Origin of the sequence: Streptomyces sp. NPDC005492 (genome assembly GCF_040605995.1) — a bacterium.
Taxonomy (GTDB): Bacteria; Actinomycetota; Actinomycetes; order Streptomycetales; family Streptomycetaceae; genus Streptomyces.
On record NZ_JBEXDX010000010.1, the window covers coordinates 1 to 16,865 of the forward strand.

Here is a 16,865-nt window from a genome sequence, read left to right on the forward strand (position 1 = left end):
AGCAGGACGCCGTAGACGTATCCGATGACGACGGCCGCGTACGCGAAGACGGCTGTGAACGGCGTCAGCAGCGCGCAGCCGACCGCCCGCCAGCCCGCCCGGTCCAGCAGGACGCCCCGCCGCCACCCGAGGACCCCGCTGCCCGCGTCCGCCGCGCCCGGCGGTTCGATCTCCAGGCCGAGCAGCTTCCGCGCGAGCCCCCGCTGCACCACGCCCAGCGCCAGCGCGCCCCGCACGGTGACGGCCAGCAGCCACAGCCCCAGCGTGGTCACCGACAGCGCCCCGCCGAACGCCAGCCCGACGAAGGTGAGGAAGAAGCCGGCCAGGGCGAGCGGGAGGGCGAGCACGCCGTAGAGGACGGCGGCCAGGGCGCGGGGGCCGAAGGTGGCGGCGGCCAGGGAGCGGAGGCGCGGCATGGGATCAACCTAGGAGAGGAGCGACCTGGCGACACGGAGCTGGACGGCGGTCAGGCCCCGCACCACCCACGGCATCAGCAGCAGGAAGCCGATGCCGCCCACTATGGCGTGGAAGGCCCAGGCGCCGACGAAGGTGGGGCCGCCCCACGCGCCGGAGTAGTCGGAGCCGGCCCGCACCGGCCAGCCGAGGTTCAGCGGGACGATCGCCCAGCCGTAGAGGGCGACGAAGGCCGTGACGAGATTGAGGGGGACGGTGAGCAGGGCGTGGCGCAGGCCGCCGCCGCGGGCGGTGCCGGGCACCTCCGTGTGCAGGAAGCGGCGGAGGAGATTCCGCTGCCAGCGGGCCGTGGGCGCGCCGAGGAGGGAGAGCGGGACGCAGATCAGGCCCAGCGGCAGGGCGAGCAGGGCGTAGGCGGTGCGGCGCCATGTCTCCGCGGTGAAGGGCGCCCGTAGGGTCTGCTGGATCGGGCCCGCCGGGGTGGCGCGAACCTGCACATGCCGGACACTGTCCATGGTGCTTCCTCCTGGCGGTGAACTGGTGTGAGCTGCGGTGAGCCGCGATGAACCCGATGCCTCCAGCCTTCCGCCACCGCCCGCCGTACACGATGGTGCCTGCACGGAAGTGCGGGGTTCGGTTAACCGAACCGGCCGATCCCGCCCCGGCCTCACACTCCGCCCCCGGCGCCCACCCGGAACCCTCACACCCTCCGCGCGCTCCCGCTGAGGGCAGCGTTCCTCACGGGAAACAGATGTGATGCGGTCGGGTAACACCGGCGTCGCAGGCTCCTGGCATGACCTCGAATCCCCGTGCGGTACCCACCATCGTGCTTGTCGGCCACGGCATGGTCGGTCAGCGCTTCCTCGAAGCGCTCGCCGAGCGCGGCCTGACCGCGACACACCGCGTGGTCGTGCTGTGCGAGGAACCACGCCCGGCGTACGACCGCGTCCAGCTCACCTCGTACTTCTCGGGCCGTACGCCCGAGGAACTCTCGCTCACGGACGCGGAGTTCATCAAGGACCACGGGATCGAGCTGTACATCGGCGACCCGGCCGAGACGATCGACCGGGCGGCGAAGACGGTAACCGCCCGCTCCGGCCTGACAGTTGAGTACGACACCCTCGTCCTCGCCACCGGCTCGTACCCGTTCGTGCCGCCCGTCCCGGGCAAGGACTCCGACGGCTGTTTCGTCTACCGCACGATCGAGGACCTGCTCGCGATCGAGGAGTACGCGAAGGCGCGGGCGACGACGGGTGCCGTGGTCGGCGGCGGGCTGCTCGGCCTGGAGGCCGCCGGTGCGCTCAAGGGGCTCGGACTGGCCACACACATCGTGGAGTTCGCGCCCCGGCTGATGCCGGTGCAGGTCGACGAGGGCGGTGGCGCGGCCCTGCTGCGCACCATCGAGGACATGGGCCTGAGCGTCCACACCGGGACCGGTACGCAGGAGATCCTGGCGGACGAGTCCGGTGCCGTCACCGGGATGAAGCTGTCGGACGGCTCCGAACTCGCCACCGACATGGTGGTGTTCAGCGCCGGTGTCCGCCCCCGCGACCAACTCGCCCGCGAATCGGGCCTGACTGTCGGTGAGCGCGGCGGCATCACGGTCGACGAGCAGTGCCGTACGGTCGCCGACCCGCACGTGTTCGCGATCGGCGAGTGCGCGCTGGCCGCCGACGGTCGGGTGTACGGCCTGGTGGCCCCCGGCTACGAACAGGCGGAGACGGTCGCCGCGACCATCGCGCAGGACGAATCGGCCTTCACCGGCGCCGACTTGTCGACCAAGCTGAAGCTGCTCGGCGTGGACGTGGCGTCCTTCGGCGACGCGCACGGCGCGACCGAGGACTGCCTCGACGTCGTCTACTCCGACGCGCGGGCCGGCACGTACAAGAAGCTGGTCATCGGCCGGGGCGGCGAGCTGCTGGGCGGCATCCTGGTCGGCGACGCGGACGCGTACGGCACGCTGCGCGCGTTCACCGGGTCCGTACCGCCCGTCTCCCCCGAGCAGTTGGTGCTGCCGGCCGGTTCCGGAGAGGCCGTCCAGCTCGGCCCGTCCGCGCTGCCCGACGCGGCCGTCGTCTGCTCCTGCCACAACGTCACCAAGGGCGCGATCCGCGGCGCGGTCACCGAGCACTCCTGCACGAGCGTGCCCGAGGTGAAGAAGTGCACCAAGGCCGGTACCGGCTGCGGGAGTTGCGTCAAGGTGCTCGGCCAGCTCGTCACCGCCGAGCTGGAGGCGAACGGCGTCGAGGTCGACAAGGGCCTGTGCGGCTGCTTCGGGCAGACCCGCGAGGAGCTGTACGAGATCGCCCTCGCGCTCCGCATCAACACCTACCAGGAACTGCTGGACCGCTACGGCCGCGAGGAGGCCCGGGGCGGCGACGGCTGCGAGACCTGCAAGCCGACGGTCGCCTCGATCATCGCCTCCCTCGCCCCGACGATCGGCGCGAGCGGCTACGTCCTGGACGGCGAGCAGGCGGCGTTGCAGGACAGCAACGACCACTTCCTCGCCAACCTCCAGAAGAACGGCTCCTATTCGATCGTGCCGCGCATCCCCGGCGGCGAGATCACCCCCGAGAAGCTCATCGTGATCGGCGAGGTGGCCCGGGACTTCGGCCTCTACACGAAGATCACCGGTGGCCAGCGCATCGACCTCTTCGGCGCCCGTGTCGAACAACTCCCGCTGATCTGGGCCCGGTTGGTGGACGCCGGCTTCGAGTCCGGCCACGCCTACGGAAAGGCCCTACGGACCGTCAAGTCCTGTGTGGGCCAGACCTGGTGCCGCTACGGCGTCCAGGACTCGGTCCGGATGGCGATCGACCTGGAGCTGCGCTACCGAGGCCTGAGGTCGCCGCACAAGCTCAAGTCGGCGGTCTCCGGCTGCGCCCGCGAGTGCGCCGAGGCCCAGTCGAAGGACTTCGGCGTCATCGCCACCGCCAACGGCTGGAACCTCTACGTCGGCGGCAACGGCGGCGCGACCCCGCGCCACGCGGACCTGCTGGCGCAGGACCTGAGCGACGCCGAACTGGTACGCCTGATCGACCGGTTCCTGATGTTCTACATCCGTACGGCCGACCGGCTGGAGCGCACCAGCGTGTGGCTGGAGCGGATCCCGGGCGGCCTGGACCACGTCCGCGAGGTGGTCGTGGAGGACTCGCTCGGTATCTGCGAGGAGCTGGAGTCGCTGATGACCGCGCATGTCGCCGGCTACCGCGACGAGTGGGCCGAGACCATCAACGACCCCGAGAAGCTGGGCCGGTTCGTGTCCTTCGTGAACGCGCCCGACACCCCGGACCCGGTCGTCGGCTTCGTCCCCGAGCGCGACCAGATCAAGCCCGACCTGCCCCTGCTGACCATCGGCATGCGGCCCCAGCAGACCGCAGACGTCCTGGAAGGAAGCGCCCAGCGATGACCCTGGCTCCCGAGACGACGGACCTGAAGGTTCAGATCCGGCTGGATTCCGAAGACGATGCCTGGTTCACGGTCTGCGACCTGACCCAGCTCATCCCCGGCCGCGGAGTGGCGGCCCTGCTGCCCGACGGCCGGCAGGTCGCCCTGTTCCGCGACCGCTCCGGCACCCTCTACGGCATCGACAACCGCGACCCGTTCGGCGGCGCGGCGGTCCTCTCCCGCGGCCTGACGGGCACCCACCAGGGCCGCCCGTTCGTCGCCTCGCCCCTGCTGAAGCAGCGGTTCGACCTGGTCTCCGGGGAGTGCCTGGACGACGGGGCGGTGCGGGTGGCGGCGTACGAGGTACGGACCGCTTGACAGCGGCTACTTGACTGACCGTTCCAGAAAAACCTAGGCTGCGCTATGTGGCCAGGACCAAGGAGTTCGATCCCGAGGCCGCGCTGCAGGCAGCCCTTGAGCTGTTCTGGCGGCGCGGCTTCGAGGCGACGTCGATGTCCGACCTGGTCGACCACCTCGGCATCGGGCGCGCCAGCATCTACGCGACCTTCGGCAACAAGCACGAGCTGTATCTGAAGGCCCTGGAGCGCTACGACCGGGCGGGGCTCACCCCGATGGTGCGCGAGCTGTCCCGGCCGGGCCCCGCGCTGCCGCCCGTACGAGCGCTCGTACGGCGTTACGCGACCGAGGCGGCGAACGAGCAACTCCGCTCGCTGGGCTGCCTGGTGACCAACACGGCGGCCGAACTCGCCCCGCACGACCGGGCCGCGACCCGACTCGTCGAGCGCAACTGGGACCAGTTGGAGGCCGTGCTGCGCTCGGCGCTGATGCGGGCCCAGGCGCAGGGCGAGCTGCCCACCGACCGCGATCCGCTCACCCTCGCGCGCATGCTGCTGGTGCTGATGCAGGGGCTGCGGGTGGTCGGCAGGGCGTCGGGCGACCCGGCGCGGGTACGGGACGCGGCGGAACAGGCGCTGGCCCTACTGGACTGACCGCACACTCCCGCCCTTCTCGGGCGGTTTTTTCATGAACTCATACTGAACCGATCGGTCAAGAAAGAGGTCCCCTCATGAGCAACCGCGACCGCTTCTCCGGCAGGACCGCCCTCGTCACCGGGGCCGGCTCCGGCATCGGGCGGGCCATCGCCCTCGCGTTCGCCGCCGAGGGGGCGAACGTCGTCGTCGCCGGACGGCGGCGGGAACCGCTCGACGACACCGTCGCCCTGATCGAGGCCGGGGGCGGCAAGGCCCTCGCCGTGAGCGCCGACGTCTCGAAGGCCGCCGACGCGGACGCCCTGGTGCGGGCCGCCGTGGACCGGTACGGCTCGCTCGACGTGGCCGTCAACAACGCGGGGGTCTTCCGGGGCGGGGTCCCGCTCGCCGACCTCACCGAGGACGACTGGCGCACCCAGCTCGACATCAACGTGACCGGTGTCTTCCTGGCCCTGCGTGCCGAGATCGCGCGGATGCGCGCCCAGCCGTCCGGCGGCGCGATCGTCAACGTGGCCTCCACCTTCGGCGTACACACGAGCAGCCCCGGCGCCACCGCCTACGCCGCCTCCAAGGCCGCCGTCGCCGCACTGAGCAAGGGCGCGGCCGTGGACCACATCCGCGAGGGCATCCGTATCAACGTGGTCAGCCCCGGCGCCACCGACACCCCCATGTCCCTGCGCCCCGGCGAAACAGAGGCCGACCGCGCCGAGCGGGTACGGACCGCCCTTCCCCTCGGCCGCATCTCGACCACGGCCGAAGTCGCCGCCGCTGTCCTGTACTTGGCCTCGGACGACGCGGGGTCGGTGGTGGGCGCGGATCTGGTGGTGGACAGCGGGGCTACGGCCTGAACCCCGTTTCTCACGCCTTGAGTTGGCCGTACACGACTCCGGTCAACTCCTCCGAAGCCTCCCAAAGCCGTTTCCCCATCGCATCGTTGAGGGTCCACGGCGCCCGCCAGGAAGGTGCCGGCGCTCCCCGCCACATCGCGAGGCGTGGGCCGTAGAAGGAGTCGGGGCGTACGTCGGGGGCGGTCGCCGCGCGCAAGGAGGGGAGCGCGCCGGCCTCCGCCGACTGGGCGAAGACCCGGTTGCCGAGTTCCGCCATGCGCTCGGCGGACCTGCGGCCCTCCGCCCGAGGCCCCGCAGCTTGGAGGTTGGTGGCCGCGTACCCGGGGTGGGACGCCGCCGCGACCGCGCCCGAACCGGCCGCCGTGAGCCGTCGCGAGAGTTCGTGGGTGAAGAGGAGGTTGGCGGTCTTGGAACGGGAGTAGGCCGTCCAACGGTTGTATCGGCGCTCGCTGTTGAGGTCGTCGATGTCGATGTTGGCGAGGAGGTGCATGAAGCTGGAGAGGGTGACGATGCGGGCGTCCGGGGCGTCGAGGAGCGCCGGGAGCAGGAGGCCGGTGAGGGCGAAGTGGCCGAGGTGGTTGACGCCGAAGTGCGTCTCGAAGCCGTCCGCCGTCGTGCCGTACGGCATCGCCATGACGCCGGCGTTGTTCACCAGCAGATCGAGCCGCTCGTACGGGAAACCGGCCGCGAACTCCCGTACGGAGGCCAGGTCTCCGAGATCCAGTCGCCTGAACTCGGCCTCGGCGCCCGGCACTTCGGCCACGATCCGGTCGGCCGCCTCGTTTCCGCGCACCTCGCTACGGCAGGCGAGCACGACCCGGGCGCCCTTGCGTGCGAGTTCACGCGCGGTGACGTAGCCGAGTCCGCTGTTGGCGCCGGTGACGACGGCGACACGACCGTTCTGGTCGGGGATGTCCCGCACGCCCCAACCCGATGAATTCATCACGGAACAGTCACCTTTCCTTCACGCATCACAGCCCGGCCCTACGGTCGTCCCCTACACGTGTCCGCACGACACACCTTGGGGGGACCATATGACCAACCCATACATGCCACCACCGCTGCCCCAGCCCGTCCGGCCCGCGCCCCGCTGGGCCCGGAAACGGTATGTGCTCCCCGCACTCGGGCTGGCCCTCTTCATCGGCATCGGTATAGGCGCTTCCGGCCAGGACACCAAGACGGACACCACGGTCGACGCGAAGCCCGCCGCCGCCAAGCCGCAGCCGACCATGACCGTCACCGCGACCGCCACGGAGACCACCACCCCGGCGCCCGCGCCCACGGTCACCACGACGAAGACGGTGACGAAGACCGTCAAGGTCACCAGAACCGTCACCGCTCAGGCCGCCGCTGGCAGCGGCTCCGGGTCCGGTTCCGGCGACAGCGGCTCCAGCAGCGTGTACTACACGAACTGCACCGCCGCCCGCGCCGCCGGCGTCACCCCCCTGTACGCGGGCGAGCCCGGCTACGACTCCCACCTCGACCGCGACGGAGACGGCGTCGCCTGCGAGTGACGGCGGAGGAGAGCAAGAGCAGAGGGGCGGCTGGCCGTACAGGAGACTCGGGGCCTGCCGACCCTCACCGGGCACCCTCGGAGCGCCCCCGCGTCACTTCACATCGATGTAGTCGGCCCAGCCGGTCGTGGCCGTGGTGAGGCTCGTGCCCGCGAAGTCGTAGCGGTACGCGCCGTCCGCCGTCACCTTCACGGTGGACGTGGCCCAGCCGTTGCGGTCGGTCTTGAGCTTCTTGAGCGTGACGAAGGGGCCGGTCGTGCCCTTGCGGTACTGGAGCAGCACCTGGTGCCCGATGAGGGGGACGTTCTTGCGCTGCTCCCAGCCGGCGACGGTCATCTGGGCCTTGACCGTGAGGTTCGCGCCCTTCTTGACCTGCTGCGGGGTGGCGACGGTCTGGGACATGTACGTCTGGCGCTTGATCCGCGCGAAGTAGGCACCTTCCCCGCGGGTGGTGTTGCCGGCGCCGTCGACGGCCACGGGGGTGATGGTCCAGACACCGGCGAGGGCGTTGCTGCGGAGGTTGACGCTCGGGTCGGCGGTCACGAGGGCCTCACAGACCGAGGTCATCTCGTTGATCTTCACGCACTGGCTCTTCCCGACCATGAGCCCGTCGGCCTTCGCCCGGCTCTCTCCGTGCCACAGCTCGTACGACACGCTCTTGACGCCGGACGGGTCGCTGACCGTCGCGGAGACCGAGAACACCCGCTTCTGTGTGGCGGCGACGCCGACGGTGTAGTCGCGGTTGTGGTTGACGTCGATGTTCCAGAACGCCGTGGCCGAGTCGTCCTGGGCGGCCCCGGCGGCCGGCGCGGCGAGAGCGGCCACGGCCAGGACGGTGCTGAAGGCGGCGGCTGTGGTGGCGGCGGCGGCGATGGTGCGTCTGCGCATGGTGTGGTTCCCCATGTTCGATGAATTGGGCGAATTGGGTGATCACTTCACTCGCGTCAGACCAGGGGGATGTCCAAGGAGTTGTGCACCCTCGCCGACATGGGCCAGCTCTTCATCCTGCCGTTGCCGTGAGTTGGCGGTATCCCGGCATGTCGGCCAACTCCGCGATGCCGAAGGGGCGGCACCCCCGCACAGGGTGCCGCCCCTTCTCGTGTGCCGGAACCGTCGCCGGGTCGGTGAGGGTCAGGATGACCGGTGGCGGTTCCGGGGTCTGTCAGCGGTGGTCGCTGCCCCCTGCCGCGCAGGCCGCCCGGCCTGCCTCCAGTCGCGCCACCGGGATGCGGAACGGCGAGCAGGAGACGTAGTCGAGTCCGACCTCGTGGAAGAAGTGGACCGACTCGGGGTCGCCGCCGTGTTCGCCGCAGACGCCGAGCTTGAGGTCGGGGCGGGTCTCCCGGCCGGCCTTCGCGGCGAGTTCGACCAGGGAGCCGACGCCGTCGCGGTCGATCGTCTCGAACGGGGAGACGCCGAAGATGCCCTTCTCCAGGTAGGCGGTGAAGAAGGAGGCCTCTACGTCGTCGCGGCTGAAGCCCCACACCGTCTGGGTGAGGTCGTTCGTGCCGAACGAGAAGAACTCCGCCGCCTCGGCGATCTGGCCGGCCGTGAGGGCCGCTCGCGGGAGTTCGATCATCGTGCCGATGGACAGCTTGAGTTGGGTGCCGGTCGCGGCCTCCACCTCGGCGACGACCTGGTCGGCCTCCTCGCGGACGATCTCCAGCTCCTGGACCGTGCCGACGAGCGGGATCATGATCTCGGCGCGCGGGTCGCCCTTGGCCGCCTTGCGTTCGGCCGCCGCCTCGGCGATCGCCCGCACCTGCATGGTGAACAGGCCGGGGATCACGAGACCCAGGCGTACGCCTCGCAGGCCAAGCATCGGGTTCTGCTCGTGCAGGCGGTGGACCGCCTGGAGGAGGCGCAGGTCGTTCTCGTGGGACTCCTGGCGGGATTCGGCCAGCGCGACACGGACGGACAACTCCGTGATGTCCGGGAGGAATTCGTGCAGCGGCGGGTCCAACAGGCGGACGGTGACCGGGAGTCCGTCCATCGCCTTGAACAGTTCGACGAAGTCCGCCTTCTGGAGCGGCAGCAGACCCTTCAGGGACTCCTCGCGCTCGGCCTCCGTGTCGGCCAGGATCAGCCGTTCCACCAGTTCGCGGCGGTCGCCGAGGAACATGTGCTCCGTACGGCACAGGCCGATGCCCTGGGCGCCGAAGCGGCGGGCGCGCAGCGCGTCCTCGGCGTTGTCCGCGTTGGCGCGCACCCGCAGCCGTCGCACCCGGTCGGCGTACCCGATGATGCGGTGCACGGCCTCGACCAGTTCGTCGGCGTCGTCGGCGCCCGCGTGCATGCGCCCCTCGAAGTACTCGACGACCGGGGAGGGCACGACCGGGACCTCGCCGAGGTACACCTTGCCGCTGGAGCCGTCGATGGAGATGACGTCGCCCTCCTCGACGACGTGCCCGCCCGGCACGGTCATCCGGCGCCGCTTGGTGTCGACCTCGAGCTCCTCCGCGCCGCAGACACAGGTCTTGCCCATGCCGCGCGCGACGACGGCCGCGTGCGAGGTCTTGCCGCCCCGGGACGTCAGGATGCCCTCGGCCGCGATCATGCCGTCGAGGTCGTCGGGGTTGGTCTCGCGGCGGACCAGGATGACCTTCTCGCCCGAACGCGACCACTTCACCGCCGTGTACGAGTCGAAGACCGCCTTGCCGACGGCCGCGCCCGGCGAGGCCGCGATACCCCGGCCGACCTGCTGGACCTTGGCCTCCTCGTCGAAGCGCGGGAACATCAACTGCGCCAACTGGGCGCCGGTGACGCGCTGGAGGGCCTCGGCCTCGTCGATGAGCCCCTGGTCGACGAGCTGGGTCGCGATCCGGAACGCGGCACCGGCGGTGCGCTTGCCGACGCGGGTCTGGAGCATCCACAACTGGCCGCGCTCGATGGTGAACTCGATGTCGCAGAGATCCTTGTAGTGGTTCTCCAGGGTCTCCATGATCCGCATGAGCTGGTCGTACGACGTCTTGTCGATCTGCTCCAGCTCCGCGAGCGGGACCGTGTTGCGGATGCCCGCGACGACGTCCTCGCCCTGGGCGTTCTGGAGGTAGTCGCCGTAGACGCCCTGGTGACCGGAGGCGGGGTCGCGGGTGAACGCGACACCGGTGCCCGAGTCGGGGCCGAGGTTGCCGAAGACCATCGAGCAGACGTTGACGGCGGTGCCGAGGTCGTGCGGGATGCGTTCCTGGCGGCGGTAGAGCTTGGCGCGGTCGGTGTTCCAGGAGTCGAAGACCGCGTGGATGGCGAGGTCCATCTGCTCGCGCGGGTCCTGCGGGAAGTCGCGGCCGGCCTCGGCCTTGACGATCCGCTTGAAGCGGGTGACCAGCTTCTTCAGGTCGGCCGCGTCCAGCTCGGTGTCGACCGTGACCTTCTTGCTTTCCTTGGCCTTGTCCAGGGCCTCCTCGAAGAGGTCGCCGTCGACGCCGAGGACGGTCTTGCCGAACATCTGGATGAGGCGGCGGTAGGAGTCCCACGCGAAGCGCTCGTCGCCTGCCTGCTTCGCCAGGCCCTGTACGGACTTGTCGGAGAGGCCGATGTTCAGGACGGTGTCCATCATGCCGGGCATGGAGAACTTCGCCCCGGAACGGACCGATACGAGGAGAGGGTCGTCGGCCTGCCCGAGCTTCTTGCCCATGGTCGCTTCGAGGGCGTCGAGGTGGGCGCTCACCTCGTCACGCAGTGCCGCCGGCTCCTCGCCGCTGTCGAGGTAGGTCTTGCAGGCCTCGGTGGTGATGGTGAAACCCGGAGGGACGGGAAGGCCCAGGTTGGTCATCTCGGCGAGGTTGGCACCCTTGCCGCCGAGGAGGTCCTTGAGGTCCTTGTTTCCCTCGGTGAAGTCGTAGACGAACTTCACTACGTGGGGTTCTTTGTTTTCCGACACGGGTCTCGACTCCTCGGGACGCGGGTGGCTGCCCTGACGGCCAGGAACATACCCAGATCGAAGGCGCCTGGGTACGTCCACTTGCATGTCATGCGTCCGTAACCAGTCGTCCGCCAGCGGATCCAAAGTCAAAGCTTGACAAGTGTTGGCCGCCGGTTGTTTTCACTTCTTGAACGCAACGCCGCCCAAAGGCGGGACAACCTGCTCACCTGAGCGGATTGCGGCTCGCCTGTTTTCGATCGATGAACGATCATAGGGTGGCACGGAGTGCCACCCCTTGGAGAAGTGCAGCCGCGCAAGATCCGCTCACCTGAGCGCCACTCCTATCAAAGGTGGCGAGAATCACGCTTCCACACCCGGCCGGATTTCACCATCCGGACGGCCGGACGGACCGGCCTCCGGACGGAAACGCGGACGTCACATGCCCAGCGCGAGCAAGCGCTCCTCGACCCGCTCAGGCGCGTACAGATGCTCCACGACCAGCGCCCCGGCGCCCACCAGTCCGGCCCGCTCACCGAGCCGCGAGGTCAGCACGTGCAGATGAGCGGTGGAGCGCGGCAGCGCCCGCTGGTACAGCAGTTCACGCACGCCCGTGAGGAAGGAGGTCCCGGCCAGGTCTCCCGCGATCATCAGAACTCCGGGGTTGAGCAGTGTCACCACGGTCGCCAGGACGTCCCCGACCTGCCGTCCGGCCTCCCGGGCAAACGCGGCGGCTCCGGGGTGCCCCGACGCCAGCAGGTCCCGCACATCCGAGCCGGACGCCGCCGGCACCCCGGTCTCGGCCAGCCGTCGCGCCACGGCGCCACCGCTCGCCACGGCCGCCAGACAGCCGTAGGACCCGCACCGGCACAGCGCGTCCGCGCCCGCCGGAACCCGGATATGGCCGATGTCCCCGGCGCCGCCATCGATGCCCCGGTACAGCGAGCCGTCCACGACGACCCCCGCGCCGATGCCCGTCGACACCTTGACCAGGACGAAGGCCGAGCAGTCGGGGTGGCCGGTGCGCTGTTCACCGTAGGCCATGAGGTTGGCGTCGTTGTCGACGAGGACCGGCACCCGGGGGACGCCGGTGTGTTCCGTGAAGGCGCGGGCCAGGCGGCCTCTTATGTCGTAGCCGTCCCAGCCGGGCATGATCGGCGGCTGGACGACCCGGCCGGTCTCGCTGTCGACGGGCCCGGGGACCGCGAGGCCGATCCCGCAGACCTCGGACGGCCGGTGTCCGGCCTTCTCCAGCAACTCGGCGAACCAGCGGCCGAGTTCACCGAGTACGGCGTCCGGGCCGTCCTCGATGACCAGCGTGCCGCCGTGCTCGGCGAGGATCTCGCCGGTGAGGGTGAGGACGCACGCGCGCGCGTGGCGGGTGTCCAGGTCCGCCGCAAGGACCACGGCGTGGGCGTCGTCGAATTCGAGGGTGATCGACGGCCTGCCGCCCAGCGGGGAGTCCACCGGGCCGCCCGCTCCCTCGCGCAGCCAGCCGGCACGGAAGAGCCGGTCCAGGCGCTGGCCGACGGTCGCGCGGGAGAGTCCCGTCACCTGTTGGAGGGCGCCGCGGGTCGTGGCGCGCCCGGTACGCACCAGTTCGAGCAGATCTCCGGCGCTCGCCTGACCTCGTCCCGTCATGCGCACCCCCTTGTGTTTCTCAACCCTGCATTACATATTGAGTTTTGCGTGTTAAATAGACGTAACCCTACGGTAGCCAAGACCGAACCGGTCGGCACGACGTCTTTCGTGGAGCCCCGAGTGGATCGCACTGCCCAGCTCACCGTCCTGCCCGCGGAGCGCGACCTCGTATACGATCCGCCGTCCTTGTCCGGTTCGCTGCATCGCAGGGCGGCCGCCGTCCTGGACGGGAACTGGACGGGAGCGTCCACGGTGCCCTCCCGCGGCCTGTATCCGCACCAGTGGTCCTGGGACTCCGCGTTCATCGCGATCGGGCTGCGGCACCTGTCCCCGCTGCGGGCGCAGACGGAGCTGGAGACGCTGCTGGCGGCCCAGTGGGGCGACGGCCGGATCCCGCACATCGTCTTCAACCCCTCCGTACCGCTCGACGCGTACTTCCCGAGCCCCGACTTCTGGCGCTCCTCGACCGCGGGGCGCGCAGCGGACGCCCCGCGCACCGTACAGACCTCGGGCATCGTGCAGCCACCGGTGCACGCGCTCGCCGCCTGGCTGGTGCACCGCGCCGACCCGGGCCTCTCCCGCGCGCGCGGCTTCCTCGCCGGTGTGTATCCCCGGCTGGCCGCCTGGCACCGCTATCTGCTGCACCGGCGGGACCTGGGCGGCGGCGGACTCGCGTCCGTCGTGCACCCCTGGGAACAGGGTATGGACAACAGCCCTTGCTGGGACGCCCCGTTGAGCCGGATCACCCCCGCTCCCGCCCGCTCCTTCCGCCGCGCCGACCTCGACCACGGAGCGGCCGAGGACCGGCCCACGGACCTCGACTACGGCCGTTACGTACGCCTCGCGACGGACTACCGGGACGGCGAATATGCCGACGGAGCAAGCGAGTTCGCGGTGGAGGACCCGTCCTTCAACGCCCTCCTCATCGCCTCCGAGCACGCACTCGCCCGTATCGCACGGGAGTTGGGCGCGACGGGCACGGCCCGGCACGCGCGCGCGGAACGGTTGACGTGCGTGCTGATCGAGCGGCTGTGGGACCCGGCGGAGGGCATGTTCTTCTGCCGGGACGTACGGGGCGAGGGCCTCATCCCCGAGCGCAGCGTCTCCGGCCTCATCCCGCTCCTGCTCCCCGACCTGCCCCGGGACATCGCCTCGGCCCTCGTCCGTACGGCGTCCGGCCCGCACTTCGGCCTCGGCGACAGCACCGAACTCCCGCCCAGCTACGACCTGTTGGGCGAGGCCTTCGATCCGCACCGGTACTGGCGCGGGCCGGCCTGGTTCAACACGAGCTGGCTGCTGGAGCGCGGCCTGCGGCTGCACGGCGAGCAGTCGCGGGCGGACGCGCTGCGGACGGCGTTCCTGAAGACCGCCGAGAGGACCGCCTTCGCCGAGTACGTCGACCCGTACGACGGGGAGGCGTGCGGCGCGACCGGCTTCAGTTGGACCGCCGCACTGACCCTCGATCTGCTCCACGAGCCCCCTGGGCACGGCGTGTCCGGGACGGGCGCCGCCACGTTCGACATGCGTGACACAGAAGTGAACGGCACAGAGGCCAAGGCCGCCAAGGGAGTCAAGGGCGTCAAGGGAGGGGACCGGGGATGACGGACCGACACCATCTGCTCGTGCACGGCGGGACGTTCGCGGCCGTGGGCGACGGCGGGGACATCAGCGGCGTACGGGGCGGCAGTTCCCCGGACGGGTTGTTCGTACGGGACGCCCGGCATCTGAGCCGTTGGCAGTTGACGATCGACGGCGCGGTGCCCGAGGCGCTCACTCCGGTGGCCGACGGGGACATGGCGCGCTGTGTGCTGGTCCCCCGCGGCGGCCGGCAGGAGCCGCCCGCGCACACGCTCTTCCGTGAACAGGCCGTGGGCGACGGCGCGTTCGTCGAGTCGCTCAAGGTGACCAGCAACCGCCCGGTGCCGACGACGGTCCGGCTCGCGGTCACCGCGGACGCCGACTTCACGGACCAGTTCGAACTCCGCTCCGACCACCGCACCTACACCAAGATCGGCGCCACCCGCTCCCGCCAAGTCCTCGACGACGGTGTGGAGTTCGCCTACCAGCGCGGCGAATGGCGTTCCCTTACGACGGTCACGGCCGAGCCGGCTCCCGACGGCGTCGAGGAGACCGGCACCGGCGCCCGCCGCCTGGTGTGGACCCTGGACCTCGCACCACACGGCACCGCCGAACTGGCCCTGCGCGTGATGGCCCGCCCGCACGGCGACAAGCGGGCGCGGCGGGTACCGCGCTCACCGGCCGCACTGAACGACCAACTCCTCGCGCTGGAGGGCGAGTACATCGAGGGTGTCTCCTTCCCCACCGGCTGGCCGGAGTTGGCCGCCGCCTGCGCCCGGGGCCTGTCGGACCTGGCCGCGCTCCAGATCCCGGCGACGGGCCCGGACGGCGAGGAACTGCGCGTACCGGCGGCCGGGGCACCATGGTTCCTCACCCTCCTGGGCAGGGACGCGCTGCTGACCTCCCTCTTCGCCCTCCCCTACCGCCCCCAACTCGCCGCCGCCACACTGCCGGCGCTCGCGGCGACGCAGGCGACGGCCGTGGGACCGGAGTCGGTGTCGCAGCCCGGCAAGATCGTGCACGAGGTGCGCCACGGCGAGTTGGCGCACTTCGGGCAGGTGCCGTACGGGCGTTACTACGGCTCGGTGGACGCGACCCCGCTGTTCCTGGTGCTGCTGGGCACGTATGTCGAGCAGACCGGTGACACGGCCCTGGCCCGCCGTCTGGAGCCCAACGCCCGTGCCGCGATCGGCTGGATGCTGGACCACGGCGGCCTGACCTCCCGCGGCTATCTCGTCTACCGCGCCGACCAGGGCGGCCTCGCCAACCAGAACTGGAAGGACTCCCCCGGCGCCATCTGCGGTGCCGACGGGGTCCGCGCGAGCGGTCCGGTCATGGCGGCGGGCGCGCAGGGATACGCGTACGACGCGCTCCGCCGTACGGCGTGGGTCGCGCGGACGGTGTGGGAGGACGAGACGTACGCGGCCCTCCTGGAACAGGCGGCGGCCGACCTGCGGGACCGTTTCCAGCGGGACTTCTGGATGCCGGACCACTCCTTCCCGGCGCTGGCCCTGGACGGCGAGGGCCGGCAAGTCGACGCGCTGGCGTCCGACGCGGGCCATCTGCTGTGGTCCGGCCTTTTGGACAAGGAGTACGGCGAACTGGTCGGCCGCAGGCTCCTCGCGCCGGACTTCTTCTCGGGCTGGGGCGTCCGCACACTGGCCTCCGGCCAAGCGGCGTACCACCCCCTGTCCTACCACCGGGGTTCGGTCTGGCCGCACGACAACGCGCTGATCACCCTCGGCCTGGCCCGCTACGGCCTGCACGACGAGGCCCGTACGGTCGCCCACGCCCTGGTCGACGCGGCGACGGCGGCCGGCCACCGCCTCCCGGAGGTCCTCGCGGGCTACGGCCGCGACACCCACCCGGAGCCGGTTCCGTACCCGCACGCGTGCGTGCGGGAGTCCCGGTCGGCGGCGACTCCATTGGCGCTGCTCACGGCGGTCGGAGGCGCGTGACACAACGGTGATAAGGCGTTTGCCGGGTGTTTGCCCAGTTCCGTGAACGGGCGCATGAGGCAACTCGTACGGAATGACGGCGGCCCTGCCTCCCCGTAAGGGTCGCCGCTCCGATCACGGGCTCCGCATGGAAGGACCTTCGGGTTGCCTCAGCACACGAGCACACGCCAGACACCGAACACGGCCGGGGCAGCCGATGGCAAGGTACTGCCGCCGGACAACGACACGGACGCGACACCGACACCGGGTGGCGCGATAGCCAAGGAGGAGGCTGCGCCGGGCGCGGTTTCCACGGGCGGCGAGGGCGAGGCCGGGGCGGGTGAGGGGGCTTCGGCTGGGGTGGACGGTAAGTCCGCTTTCGGGGCTGGGGCTTCGGCGAAGCTGGAGCGCACGTCCGGGGTCGACGCCGGGACTTCGGCGAAGCCGGAGAGCAAGTCCAGCGTCGGCGCCGAGACTTCGATGAAGCGGAAGAGCAAGTCCGGGGCCAGCGCCGGGACTTCGACGGGCGCGGGCAGCTCGACCGGGCTTTCCGCAGGCGCGGAGACGGAGGCCGACTCCTCCACCGGCGCCAAGCCACAGGCCAGCCCTTCGGCGGACGCCAAAAGTGGGACCAAGACCGCGAGCTCCTCCGGTGGCGAGGCCGAGGCCGACCC

Annotated in this window: 13 protein-coding genes; 7 read left to right on the forward strand and 6 right to left on the reverse strand. The window is 70.8% G+C overall.

Annotation, left to right across the window (positions count from 1 at the left end; translation table 11 throughout):
• Window positions 1-416 (reverse strand): sensor domain-containing protein (locus tag ABZT04_RS16020; protein WP_356056851.1); only part of this gene is annotated, 416 nt, incomplete at its 3' end.
• Window positions 417-425: 9 nt separating this feature from the next.
• On the reverse strand, window positions 426-929 hold the full coding sequence (locus ABZT04_RS16025; protein ID WP_356056852.1) for a hypothetical protein: 504 nt from the start codon (window positions 927-929) through the stop codon (window positions 426-428).
• Window positions 930-1,207: 278 nt separating this feature from the next.
• Here ABZT04_RS16025 and nirB point away from each other — a divergent pair, with 278 nt between their 5' ends.
• The 4 genes from nirB to ABZT04_RS16045 all read left to right on the forward strand — a co-directional run bounded on the left by nirB (window position 1,208) and on the right by ABZT04_RS16045 (window position 5,659).
• The gene (gene nirB, locus ABZT04_RS16030; RefSeq protein WP_356056854.1) at window positions 1,208-3,823 is read left to right on the forward strand and encodes a nitrite reductase large subunit NirB; all 2,616 of its coding nucleotides are present in this window, start codon (window positions 1,208-1,210) and stop codon (window positions 3,821-3,823) included.
• Window positions 3,820-4,179, forward strand: a complete 360-nt coding sequence (nirD, locus tag ABZT04_RS16035; RefSeq protein WP_356056856.1) for a nitrite reductase small subunit NirD — start codon at window positions 3,820-3,822, stop codon at window positions 4,177-4,179. The genes nirB and nirD overlap by 4 nt, the downstream gene beginning before the upstream one ends.
• A gap of 47 nt (window positions 4,180-4,226) precedes the next feature.
• A complete protein-coding gene (locus ABZT04_RS16040) occupies window positions 4,227-4,811 on the forward strand; it encodes a TetR/AcrR family transcriptional regulator (protein WP_356056857.1) in 585 nt (194 codons plus the stop codon).
• 77 nt (window positions 4,812-4,888) lie between these two features.
• On the forward strand, window positions 4,889-5,659 hold the full coding sequence (locus ABZT04_RS16045; protein WP_356056858.1) for a glucose 1-dehydrogenase: 771 nt from the start codon (window positions 4,889-4,891) through the stop codon (window positions 5,657-5,659).
• A 10-nt stretch (window positions 5,660-5,669) separates the two neighbouring features.
• On the opposite strand, the gene ABZT04_RS16050 is transcribed toward ABZT04_RS16045, so the two are convergent.
• Complete coding sequence (locus ABZT04_RS16050; RefSeq protein WP_356056860.1) at window positions 5,670-6,602, reverse strand: oxidoreductase; 933 nt, start codon at window positions 6,600-6,602, stop codon at window positions 5,670-5,672.
• 91 nt (window positions 6,603-6,693) lie between these two features.
• Between ABZT04_RS16050 and ABZT04_RS16055 the strand changes: the two genes are divergently transcribed.
• Window positions 6,694-7,173 carry an excalibur calcium-binding domain-containing protein gene (locus tag ABZT04_RS16055; RefSeq protein ID WP_356056862.1) on the forward strand — a complete coding sequence of 160 codons (480 nt, stop codon included), beginning with the start codon at window positions 6,694-6,696 and terminating at the stop codon, window positions 7,171-7,173.
• Window positions 7,174-7,266: 93 nt separating this feature from the next.
• Here the strand turns inward: ABZT04_RS16055 and ABZT04_RS16060 are convergent, their stop codons facing one another.
• From ABZT04_RS16060 to ABZT04_RS16070, 3 genes are all read right to left on the reverse strand, one after another.
• Window positions 7,267-8,061, reverse strand: coding sequence for a hypothetical protein (locus ABZT04_RS16060; protein WP_356056865.1), 795 nt, complete (start codon window positions 8,059-8,061; stop codon window positions 7,267-7,269).
• 274 nt (window positions 8,062-8,335) lie between these two features.
• Complete coding sequence (gene ppdK / locus ABZT04_RS16065) at window positions 8,336-11,056, reverse strand: pyruvate, phosphate dikinase (protein ID WP_356056867.1); 2,721 nt, start codon at window positions 11,054-11,056, stop codon at window positions 8,336-8,338.
• Window positions 11,057-11,473: 417 nt separating this feature from the next.
• Window positions 11,474-12,676, reverse strand: coding sequence for an ROK family protein (locus ABZT04_RS16070; RefSeq protein WP_356056868.1), 1,203 nt, complete (start codon window positions 12,674-12,676; stop codon window positions 11,474-11,476).
• A 120-nt stretch (window positions 12,677-12,796) separates the two neighbouring features.
• Here ABZT04_RS16070 and ABZT04_RS16075 point away from each other — a divergent pair, with 120 nt between their 5' ends.
• The gene (locus ABZT04_RS16075; protein ID WP_356056869.1) at window positions 12,797-14,278 is read left to right on the forward strand and encodes a hypothetical protein; all 1,482 of its coding nucleotides are present in this window, start codon (window positions 12,797-12,799) and stop codon (window positions 14,276-14,278) included.
• On the forward strand, window positions 14,275-16,212 hold the full coding sequence (locus tag ABZT04_RS16080) for a glycogen debranching N-terminal domain-containing protein (protein WP_356056870.1): 1,938 nt from the start codon (window positions 14,275-14,277) through the stop codon (window positions 16,210-16,212). The genes ABZT04_RS16075 and ABZT04_RS16080 overlap by 4 nt, the downstream gene beginning before the upstream one ends.
• Window positions 16,213-16,865: the final 653 nt, after the last annotated feature.

Bases quoted from the DNA above. Each gene is read 5' to 3' on its own strand.
- ABZT04_RS16025 (WP_356056852.1), bottom strand. From the start codon at position 929: ATGGACAGTGTCCGGCATGTGCAGGTTCGCGCCACCCCGGCGGGCCCG.
- nirB (WP_356056854.1), top strand. From the start codon at position 1,208: ATGACCTCGAATCCCCGTGCGGTACCCACCATCGTGCTTGTCGGCCAC.
- nirD (WP_356056856.1), top strand. From the start codon at position 3,820: ATGACCCTGGCTCCCGAGACGACGGACCTGAAGGTTCAGATCCGGCTG.
- ABZT04_RS16045 (WP_356056858.1), top strand. From the start codon at position 4,889: ATGAGCAACCGCGACCGCTTCTCCGGCAGGACCGCCCTCGTCACCGGG.
- ABZT04_RS16050 (WP_356056860.1), bottom strand. From the start codon at position 6,602: ATGAATTCATCGGGTTGGGGCGTGCGGGACATCCCCGACCAGAACGGT.
- ABZT04_RS16055 (WP_356056862.1), top strand. From the start codon at position 6,694: ATGACCAACCCATACATGCCACCACCGCTGCCCCAGCCCGTCCGGCCC.
- ABZT04_RS16060 (WP_356056865.1), bottom strand. From the start codon at position 8,061: ATGCGCAGACGCACCATCGCCGCCGCCGCCACCACAGCCGCCGCCTTC.
- ABZT04_RS16070 (WP_356056868.1), bottom strand. From the start codon at position 12,676: ATGACGGGACGAGGTCAGGCGAGCGCCGGAGATCTGCTCGAACTGGTG.
- ABZT04_RS16080 (WP_356056870.1), top strand. From the start codon at position 14,275: ATGACGGACCGACACCATCTGCTCGTGCACGGCGGGACGTTCGCGGCC.